Genomic DNA, 8,741 nt, shown 5'->3' on the forward strand with positions numbered 1-8,741 from the left:
TTAATTGTTAGCCGCTTTTAAATCGTTTGCTCTTCTAATGGTAGAATTAAATTCTCCTTTTCGTTTTTGCCTGTATTCAGTAAATAAAATACGAACGTCTTCGCTCATTTTATTTTTTATGGTTGCTACTTCAATACAGTTATAACTGTATAATCCGAAAATGGGTGTGTTTTTATTTTTTTGGTTGTCTTCTCTATCATCAATTCTACCGCGTTGGTTTAATTCTTTATCAATAATAAATACATTTTCGGTAGATAAATCATTTGCTAAAGATTCTTCGCTTTTTAAACTTGAATAAAGTTTATTTATGTTTTTTGTTGTACCGAATACAAAATGCCAAAATTTCAAATCTTCATATTGGCTTATTTCGTTTTTAAGTTGTTTTGCTTGTTGTTCAGTTCCGTTTGGCAACACTATTACTATTTGTAATTTTTTGAAGCCTTTAAACTTATCATACACTAATTCTTTTAAGTTTGAAGCTGTGGTGGTTTTAAGCATTGGGTTGTTACCTAAAAAACCTAACACCGTAATATTATCTTTAAGTGTTATTGGCTCTTGAGTAGCTGATGAAAAATCACTTATTTCAATAACATCTTCGTTTACAATATCTAACGGATTATAATTGTGCGTTGCCGGATACAGTAATAATAAAAAGGTTACTGGAAGAAAAAATAAAACACCCAAAATTGTGTATCTGCCTACTTTTTTTAAATTCATTGCCTATTTTTTTGGGTTGAATATTTAATTATGCAAAAATAAAAAAGGTGGTTATTATAACCACCTTTTATTATATATTTTAACATTTAGCTTTCAAAACTTCACTATTTAGCTATCGTTTTAAATGCTAAAAATTCTATTTTAAAAATCTCTTTTTATAAAACCTTCGTCATATACTTTAAATACATAACCGCCTTCTTGTAACAAAATGAAGGTTAAGTAAAGTATTAAGAATACACCTGTCCATACTATAACGCGTCTTAAACCTTTGGTTTCATCGCGTAAGTGCATAAAATCCCAAGCAATGTAATAGGCTTTTACTATGGTTAAAATAATGAAAATCCAATTAAGGCCTTTCATTCCTAAAACGCTACCCATTAATACATCAGGTTTATAAATACCTAATACAACCTCAATTGCTGTTACTAAAGATAAGAATGCTAATACACCCCAAATTTTTTGTGTGTTAGACTTAAATTTCCAAAGTCCTCTAAAAATTTCTAATTTATGCTCGTGTGCCATGTTATGTTCTTTTTGCCTTTAGCATATTGCTTTTGGCGCCATATTTATTTATTAAACTAGGTAGAAGAATGTAAATACAAATACCCAAACTAAATCTACAAAGTGCCAGTAAAGACCAACTTTTTCAACCATTTCGTAGCTTTTACGTCTTTCATAAGTTCCTAATACTACATTAAAGAAAATAATGATATTAAGTACAACCCCTGAGAATACGTGAAAACCGTGAAAACCTGTAATAAAGAAGAAGAAATCTGCAAATAATGGCGAGCCGTATTCATTTACATGAAGGTTTGCGCCTTCAACAACTGCTTTACCGTTTTCTTTAATTTGTTTTATAGATTCTGCTCTTGTTAAAACTGTTTTATGTCCTTCTTCTGTTAAGGCCTGTGTTCTAACTAAAATATTATCGTGTGACTCTAAACCATGTAATACTTCTTGAACTGTGTATGTTGGCAATGTACCTTCAGAAACAAACCAAAGTCCGTTATCATTTTCATGTTGTGTTCTATCTACATCACCACTAGCAACTACAAAATCTTTTAGAGCTACTCTGTGCCCTTCAGTATCTACAAACTGTAAAATATTACCGCCTTTAGTTTGTATTGCACCATAATCTCCTTTAATAAATGTTGCCCATTCCCATGCTTGCGACCCTACGAATATTAAACCACCAATAATGGTTAAAAACATATAAATTGTAACTTTAGCTTTGTTTAAATGGTGACCAGCATCAACAGCTAAAACCATTGTTACTGATGACATGATAAGGATAAACGTCATAAAAGCTACATAAATCATGGGGAGCTCTTGCCCATGCAAAAATGGTACGTGTGTAAACACCTCATCGGCTATTGGCCAGGAATCAATAAATTTAAATCTTGAAAATCCGTAGGCTGCTAAAAAGCCTGAAAAAGTTAATGCATCTGAAACGATGAAAAACCACATCATCATTTTACCGTAACTTGCTTTTAACGGTTCATTACCGCCTCCCCAAGTTTTCCCTTCGGTTTCAACATTTACAACTGTAGTACTCATATGTAATGGTTGTTATTTTATAAAGTTGCACAAAAATAATCAATTATTCTTTTTAATAAAATTAAAGCTTCAAATTTTAAACTATGATAATTATCAGTTTAGTAATTTTTAAGTATCGGTCATTTATTTTTTAGATTGTACTGCTTTTTTATCCAACAAAATACAGGAACAATAACAGGTAAACCCATAGAATATCAACGAAATGCCAAAATGTTGCTGATAGTTCAAACCCTAACATATTTTCTGGCGTATACTTTTGTTTAAAATGATTATAAATTACAACAATTACACTTATTAAGCCGGCTGCTACGTGTAATATGTGCATTACAGCTATTAAATAAATGTAACTCATGGTTACATTACTTGTTGGCCCAGTAAAGTTGTAACCTAAATTTATAATTTGTTGAAATGCTTTAAATTGAAAAACTACAAATGCTATACCTAAAATAAAGGTTGATAGCAATAAAACAGTTGTTAATGTTCTGTTGCTTTGCTTTAATGCTCTTTTAGATAACAAAAACGTTATACTGCTAATAATAATAAGCACCGTGCTAATTATGAAAGCATTAGGTAACTGAAAATCTTTTAACCAATCTGGCCTAGAGCTACTTACAATAAAAGCACTTGTCCAGCCCATAAAAGACATTATTAGTGAAATAATGCCAAACCAAAGCATCATTTTTTTGGCTCTTTCATTTTTTTGCTTTGCTGTTCCTTGCGTTAAATCCATAAGTTATTATATAAATTTATCAATTACATATATTATTTGAACCAGAGTAATGTACAAAACACTAACCAGCATTAATTGTCTGGCCGCTTTTGAGGTCATTTCTTTAAACAACTTTATGGCAAAATTTAACAGAACTAAACCTGCTAAAAAAACTAAAATAGCGGCTACAATAGAGAGTTGTAACTTGCCAGTAAATCCAAATACAGGAATAATAGACACAATAATAGTCCAGATTGTGTACATTATTGTTTGTACAGCAGTACCTTTATCTTGCTTACCGGTTGGAAGCATTTTGAATCCTGCCTTTTCATAATCTTCATATAAAAACCAACCTATAGCCCAAAAGTGTGGAAATTGCCAAAAAAACTGTAGCGCAAATAAGGTTCCTGGTTCTATACCAAAATCATTTGTAGCAGCTACCCAACCTAACATAAAAGGTATTGCTCCTGGTATGGCTCCTACAAAAACCGCTATTGGCGTCATGGTTTTTAAAGGCGTATATGCGCATGTATATAAAAATATTGAAATAGCACCAAACATGGCTGTTTGCTTATTTATGGTGTACAATATTATTATACCTAAAAGTGTAAAGATTGATGAAATAACAAATGCTGAAGTAACAGACATTCTACCTGAAGGTATTGGCCTATTTTTGGTACGATTCATTAAAGCATCTAAATCTTTTTCTATAATTTGATTAAAGCCATTTGAGGCTCCCACCATAAAATACCCGCCTAAAGCTAATAAAACAAGTGTTTTTATATCAATAGTTTCAACCCCTAACAAATAACCTGCAAGTGATGAAAACACAACACTTAATGACAAACGCATTTTTGTAATTTCTTTAAAATCTGAAATTACCGAAGGAGTTACAGTTGATGATTTAGACCTTGCCAATGCTTAATTGTTTTGCGAGTGCAAAGATACTCTATAAAAGTGTTTTGGCAATGAGTTTATTACAAAATAAGAAACATATTGAGCAGAACTATGTTAAAAATCGAAATACCAATTAAATAAATCTGTTCTTAACCCCAAATTAAACCATATGGTATTGTTTTTAAATGTGGTGGTTGTGGTGGCATTAGGGTTAAAATTTCTAATTGTAATGTCTGTAAATAATTTTAAGTTTGAAGCCGGATTAAGTACATAACCTGCTTGTAAATTTCCATAGAAAATATTGGTTTTAATACCTTGGGTTACCTCAACACCTGTATCAAAAGGCCTATCATTATAATCTCTATAAATATCGGCACCGTAACTAAAGTTATCTGTTTCGTTGTTATAATCTAACCCTTGTGAGCCAAAAATAAATTTAGCATCAGCAAACCATCGGTTTAAACGGTATCTTCCTATTAATATTAATTCTGAAAAGTTTGCGCCCCATAAATGTGCTATTGGCTGATTATTATGCCCGTAATTTAAAACTATAGTGTTATGCGAATAGGTATAAGGCCTAATGCGGTTATATTCTAATTGTAACATTAAATTATCTACTTTAAAAGCATTGTAATATTTCAAACCAATTTGATAGCCGTACTTATTTTTCCAGCTTTTTTCGCCACCTTTTATATCACTTAGAGAAAATTCATCTAGAATAAACTGACTATATGCATTTATATTATCTGTAAATTTATATTTGGCAGTAGCGCCTAAAAGCGCATTTCCTGCACCTTGACCTGTTTCAAACTCAATAGCTCTGTAAAAAATTATTGGATTTAGGTAGTTTACATCAAAACCTCTATCATTACTATTGGTCCAGAGCACAGATTCAAACAATCCTAAATTGAAACGTTTTGATACATTCCAGCTTAAATAATGATTTGCTACATATTTAGTTAAAAAGGCTTTGTCTTCAACTACTTCATCACGCACATCTTTCATCCACATAAAAGTATTTGTGTATTTAAGTTTCCAAAACTTAGTATTTAATTTTAAAAATGTGTGTGGGCTAGACACATCACTTTGTAATAAAGAACGGTAACCATCGCCTATAAAGTTTTTACCGTGACCAAACTGAACATTTAGAAAATTTGTAGGTGAATATGATAAGTACGCCTCGGCAACCGGATAATCATAACTATTCATTTTAAAACGCTTAGCAATACCCCGCCCAGGAATAATAGCAGGATCTGGACCAAAGGCTTTTAAGCTTTCGGAATACCTATTAACATAATCGGCAAAACGCCCTTGACTTTCAAATACTGACGAATAAAAATTTAACTTTTTACCCAAGCCTCCTTGTACTACAAAACCACGGGTATTGTTATATGTGTTGCCGCCTTCACTATCATTACCAACTTGTAAATCAAAAACCGGATCAATAGTAAACCAATAATTTTTGCCTTGCAATTGCACTAAATGCTCATTCCAAATTTTTTTACCTGCCCATGTTTTAGTATTCTTTTTTAATTTATTTTCTGCTTCTTCAAAATTGTAATATGCCGAAACATCACTATACAAAAATGGTTTAGATGCCGTATGACTATTTGTTCCAACAACATTCATTGCGCGGTCAAACTTAGCGTAATCACTATGCACAAATTGTACATTTAAAGCACTTTTATAGCGGTTGTTTGTGTATGGTTTTATGGTTTTATTTAACTTATCATACTCTTGCTTTGCCGCTTTTTCTAAAGTAGATATCTCATTAGTATTATCTCTTAAATTTTGAGTATTATTAGTTTGCTTTACTAACGGAATTTGAATTGGTACTGAATATTGTTTAAATGTTTTGCGGCCATTATATGTACCTGGTGTAATTTTTGGTAAACTATTAAAAACACGCTTAGCTTCGGCCTTTAATTCATTATAAGCAGCATCAGTATACATAACCTTAAAAGCACCAGTTGTGTCAACCTCAAAAAGCACTACCACCTTGCCTTTATAATTATTATTTAAAACATTTTGTGGCACTTTAAAATTGTTATAAATGAAGTTTGCTACTTGCGCATCAAAACACTGTTGCAAACTATTAACGCTTACCGTTTCACAATCTGGAAAAATGGGTGGTTTTTCGTTTGAAAAATTATCTTGAGCAAAGCTTTTTAATTGAACTAAAAGCAGGCACAGTACAATGTATTTTGGCATGAAAGCGTAATTTTGTTTTTAGGGTTGAAAGATAGTCATTTTTAAAAACACGGTTTTACATTGAAATAATAAAAAACCGCTACCACATAACATGATAACGGTTTAATAGTTTTAAAATTATAACTTTTAATTATGTACCTGAAACACAATTGGCAACGTGTACATTACACTTACATTTTTATTTTGTTGTTTCCCCGGCACCATTTCTGGTATAATACCAATAACACGTTGGGCTTCTTTTTCTAAATCTGGGTGTGTGCCGCGTGTTTTAACATCAATAATACGGCCTGATTTATCAATTTTAAATTGCGTTTGAATAACTTGTTTTCCGTTTAAGCCCAAACTACTTCCCAGGTCTGTGTTGAATTTTCGTTGAATGAGTTTGTTAATTTTATCAGACATACATTTTTTTCGTTCTAGGTTGTTTTTAGATTTTTCACAACCTGGATATATTGGTACAACCTCAACAAAATCAAAAGGCATTGTTACCTCATCATCAATTTTATCAACTACCACATCATCAGGGTTTATTGGTGGGTTTTTGTCTTCAATAGGAGCTTCAGGTAAATCTAAAATATCCTTCGCAATTTCAGTATCATCAGGCACTTCTTTAATAATAGAAGCTTTCTTTTTTACTGATTTTTGAATAACAGGCGCTTCAACCTTTGGTTTTACAGGTGTGATTAAGGGAATTTCAATACTGTAAGGATCATCATTAATGAAATTATCTGCCAACGCAGGTATTTTGGTTTCAAATTTCATTTCAAAGAGGCCATAAGCCATAAGTAAACACACTATCAACCCTACTTGAAAGTATAAGGTTGAGTTTTTTTGTAAATTAGCATCATGCTTGTGCGATTTTTTCACAGCGTGAGCATTTTGCCGAATGCTGCTGTGAGATTCTTTACGATTTCTCATAATTATAGTTTAAATGTTAATATTATGATAAAATCACAATAAGCATACCAAAAAAGAAAACCCGCTACAATTTGTAGCGGGTTTTTATTTTTAAGCCCATTATGTAATTAAAAACTGTTTAATTACAAATTTGAACTGTATTTTTAATCCTGAACTTGGAAAATAATTGGTAACGAATATGGAACGTTAACCGGCTTACCACGTTGTTTACCTGGTTTCATTTTTGGTAACATACCTATTACACGTTTAGCTTCTTTTTCTAAACCTGGGTGTGGTGCTCTTGCTCGAATACCTGTTACAGCACCTGTTTTGTCTATTTTAAATATTACGTTAATACGTTGTCTTCCTGATAAACCAAGGTCACTAGCTAACTCTGTATTAAACTTTTTATTTACAAATTGTGATATTTTTTTAGACATGCACGCTCTTTTTTGGTTGTTGCTTCCTTTTTCACAACCTGGGAAAACTGGTACATTTTCAATTACGGCAAATGGTACATCAATATCTTCTTCTACTTCTTCAACCACTACTTCTTCTACTTCAACAATTTCGGTTTCTTGATCAACCTCAGTAGACTCAATTACAGTTTCTTCAACTTCAACTTCGTCTTCAACAATTTCAATAACCTCTGGCGCTGCTGGTGGCGGCGGTGGTGGCGGTGGCGTTTGAATTTGCTCTGTTAATGGAATTTCTTCATCATCTTCAGCTTCCATTTCAACCATACCTATATCTATGGCTTCTTTATCATATGTTTTGTAATTAATAGCAAAATTTGTTAAAAACAACATTAATGCTAAACCAATTGCAAAGTATAAAGAACTGTTGCGTCCTACGTTTGCTTTTGCGTTTTTCTTTTGTTCCATAATTTATTCGTTTATCAAGGTTGCTAAAATAACTATTTATTTACCAAAAAAGCAAGTGTTTATAAGTTTTTAATGTGTAAACTTTTAGTAAACCAAATTGCTGTTGTTGCTAATAGTGCTCCTAGTGTGTTTGCTAGGGCATCATAAACATCTAACGTTCTGTACGCTGTTAGTGTTTGTTGTAATACTTCAATAATTATACCAAATATTACAGCAAATATTGCGGCATATGTAATTGATGTTTTAAACTTTAATTTGAAATTTAAAAACAAGCTGTAAAACCATAATGTTGTTAAAACGGCATAAGCCCCAAAATGAAATATTTTATCGGCAAATGATATGTTTACTTCTGGCAAATTATTTAGCCGCATTAAGCTTACCGCTATCAAAAAAACGGTGTAACAAATGGTTACTGCTAGTATTGCTTTTTTAAGCACCAATTAATGCTTTGTAATCATTGGCAGACATAAGGTTTTCTGCTTCTGAAAGGTTTGAGCATTTTACTTTTATCATCCAACCATCACCATAGGGATCTGAATTTACTTTTTCGGGTTCATCTTCTAAAGATTCATTGAATTCTGTAATTTCACCTGATAGTGGTAAAAATAAATCAGATACTGTTTTTACGGCTTCAACAGTTCCAAAAACTTCATCGGCATCTAATGTTTCATCAAGTGTTTCAACTTCAACATATACAATATCACCCAATTCGCTTTGTGCAAAATCTGTTATTCCTATGGTTGCTACATCGCCTTCTAGCTTAACCCACTCGTGGTCTTTGGTGTATTTTAATTCTGATGGTATATTCATGGTATGTCTTAATTATATGACTTAATTATTTGTTCTTCACAAATGTATTTAATTAAGCA

At 31.9% G+C, this 8,741-nt stretch carries 10 protein-coding genes; all 10 read right to left on the reverse strand.

The window, feature by feature from the left end; translation table 11 throughout:
* The 10 genes from ACXAG4_RS03650 to gcvH all read right to left on the reverse strand — a co-directional run bounded on the left by ACXAG4_RS03650 (position 1) and on the right by gcvH (position 8,682).
* Positions 1–717 (reverse strand): hypothetical protein, encoded by a 717-nt coding sequence (locus ACXAG4_RS03650; protein WP_475294715.1) that lies wholly within the window; start codon positions 715–717, stop codon positions 1–3.
* Between the two features lie 141 nt (positions 718–858).
* The gene (locus ACXAG4_RS03655) at positions 859–1,239 is read right to left on the reverse strand and encodes a cytochrome C oxidase subunit IV family protein (RefSeq protein ID WP_475294716.1); all 381 of its coding nucleotides are present in this window, start codon (positions 1,237–1,239) and stop codon (positions 859–861) included.
* A gap of 51 nt (positions 1,240–1,290) precedes the next feature.
* Positions 1,291–2,274: a cytochrome c oxidase subunit 3 gene (locus tag ACXAG4_RS03660; protein WP_475294717.1), complete on the reverse strand. Its 984-nt coding sequence runs from the start codon at positions 2,272–2,274 to the stop codon at positions 1,291–1,293.
* Positions 2,275–2,422: 148 nt separating this feature from the next.
* On the reverse strand, positions 2,423–3,004 hold the full coding sequence (locus ACXAG4_RS03665) for a cytochrome c oxidase subunit 3 (RefSeq protein ID WP_475294718.1): 582 nt from the start codon (positions 3,002–3,004) through the stop codon (positions 2,423–2,425).
* 6 nt (positions 3,005–3,010) lie between these two features.
* The gene (gene cyoE, locus ACXAG4_RS03670) at positions 3,011–3,835 is read right to left on the reverse strand and encodes a heme o synthase (RefSeq protein WP_475295238.1); all 825 of its coding nucleotides are present in this window, start codon (positions 3,833–3,835) and stop codon (positions 3,011–3,013) included.
* Between the two features lie 159 nt (positions 3,836–3,994).
* Positions 3,995–6,091: a gliding motility protein RemB gene (locus tag ACXAG4_RS03675; protein ID WP_475294719.1), complete on the reverse strand. Its 2,097-nt coding sequence runs from the start codon at positions 6,089–6,091 to the stop codon at positions 3,995–3,997.
* Between the two features lie 126 nt (positions 6,092–6,217).
* Entirely contained in the window at positions 6,218–7,009 is a 792-nt protein-coding gene (locus ACXAG4_RS03680) for an energy transducer TonB (RefSeq protein WP_475294720.1), read from the reverse strand.
* A 143-nt stretch (positions 7,010–7,152) separates the two neighbouring features.
* Complete coding sequence (locus ACXAG4_RS03685) at positions 7,153–7,872, reverse strand: energy transducer TonB (protein ID WP_475294721.1); 720 nt, start codon at positions 7,870–7,872, stop codon at positions 7,153–7,155.
* 59 nt (positions 7,873–7,931) lie between these two features.
* The gene (locus ACXAG4_RS03690; RefSeq protein WP_475294722.1) at positions 7,932–8,243 is read right to left on the reverse strand and encodes a VanZ family protein; all 312 of its coding nucleotides are present in this window, start codon (positions 8,241–8,243) and stop codon (positions 7,932–7,934) included.
* Between the two features lie 58 nt (positions 8,244–8,301).
* Positions 8,302–8,682, reverse strand: coding sequence for a glycine cleavage system protein GcvH (gene gcvH, locus ACXAG4_RS03695; RefSeq protein WP_475294723.1), 381 nt, complete (start codon positions 8,680–8,682; stop codon positions 8,302–8,304).
* Positions 8,683–8,741: the final 59 nt, after the last annotated feature.

Source organism: Seonamhaeicola sp. ABD4_175, assembly GCF_056160885.1.